This window comes from Pseudobacillus badius, from assembly GCF_002189605.1.
Classification (GTDB): domain Bacteria; phylum Bacillota; class Bacilli; order Bacillales; family Domibacillaceae; genus Pseudobacillus; species Pseudobacillus badius.
Genome location: NZ_MWMM01000038.1, coordinates 3,350 through 5,057, shown reverse-complemented (window position 1 = coordinate 5,057; position 1,708 = coordinate 3,350). Strand labels below are relative to the sequence as shown.

Below are 1,708 nucleotides of genomic sequence, written 5' to 3'. Positions count from 1 at the left end.
TAAGTCCTCGATCGATTAGTATTCGTCAGCTCCACGTGTCGCCACGCTTCCACCTCGAACCTATCTACCTGATCATCTTTCAGGGATCTTACTAGCTTGCGCTATGGGAAATCTCATCTTGAGGGGGGCTTCATGCTTAGATGCTTTCAGCACTTATCCCGTCCGCACATAGCTACCCAGCGATGCCTTTGGCAAGACAACTGGTACACCAGCGGTGCGTCCATCCCGGTCCTCTCGTACTAAGGACAGCTCCTCTCAAATTTCCTGCGCCCGCGACGGATAGGGACCGAACTGTCTCACGACGTTCTGAACCCAGCTCGCGTACCGCTTTAATGGGCGAACAGCCCAACCCTTGGGACCGACTACAGCCCCAGGATGCGATGAGCCGACATCGAGGTGCCAAACCTCCCCGTCGATGTGGACTCTTGGGGGAGATAAGCCTGTTATCCCCGGGGTAGCTTTTATCCGTTGAGCGATGGCCCTTCCATGCGGAACCACCGGATCACTAAGCCCGACTTTCGTCCCTGCTCGACTTGTAGGTCTCGCAGTCAAGCTCCCTTGTGCCTTTACACTCTGCGAATGATTTCCAACCATTCTGAGGGAACCTTTGGGCGCCTCCGTTACTTTTTAGGAGGCGACCGCCCCAGTCAAACTGCCCGCCTGACACTGTCTCCCACCCGGATCACGGGTGCGGGTTAGAAGTTCAACACAGCCAGGGTAGTATCCCACCGACGCCTCCCCCGAAGCTGGCGCTCCGGGTTCAAAGGCTCCTACCTATCCTGTACAAGCTGTGCCGAAATTCAATATCAGGCTGCAGTAAAGCTCCACGGGGTCTTTCCGTCCTGTCGCGGGTAACCTGCATCTTCACAGGTACTATAATTTCACCGAGTCTCTCGTTGAGACAGTGCCCAGATCGTTACGCCTTTCGTGCGGGTCGGAACTTACCCGACAAGGAATTTCGCTACCTTAGGACCGTTATAGTTACGGCCGCCGTTTACTGGGGCTTCAATTCAGAGCTTCGCGTGAGCTAACCCCTCCTCTTAACCTTCCAGCACCGGGCAGGCGTCAGCCCCTATACTTCGCCTTGCGGCTTCGCAGAGACCTGTGTTTTTGCTAAACAGTCGCCTGGGCCTATTCACTGCGGCTCCTCAGGGCTATGCACCCCAAAGAGCACCCCTTCTCCCGAAGTTACGGGGTCATTTTGCCGAGTTCCTTAACGAGAGTTCACTCGCTCACCTTAGGATTCTCTCCTCGCCTACCTGTGTCGGTTTGCGGTACGGGCACCTTTCACCTCGCTAGAGGCTTTTCTTGGCAGTGTGGAATCAGGAACTTCGGTACTAAATTTCCCTCGCCGTCACAGCTCCGCCTTGATGGTGACGGGATTTGCCTCGTCACCGGCCTAACTGCTTGGACGCACAACCAACTGTGCGCTTGCCCTATCCTCCTGCGTCCCCCCATTGCTCAAATGGTGAAGAGGTGGTACAGGAATATCAACCTGTTGTCCATCGCCTACGCCTGTCGGCCTCGGCTTAGGTCCCGACTAACCCTGAGAGGACGAGCCTTCCTCAGGAAACCTTAGGCATTCGGTGGAAGGGATTCTCACCCTTCTTTCGCTACTCATACCGGCATTCTCACTTCTAAGCGCTCCACAAGTCCTTCCGGTCTTGCTTCACCGCCCTTAGAACGCTCTCCTACCACGGACACCATA

The 1,708-nt window shown here is 55.6% G+C and carries 1 rRNA gene (only partly in view); it reads right to left on the bottom strand.

Features of this window, described 5'->3' with window-relative positions:
* Window positions 1-1,708, bottom strand: a 23S ribosomal RNA gene (locus tag B1A98_RS19735) (its annotated part continues 1,314 nt past the right edge of the window); the annotation flags it as partial.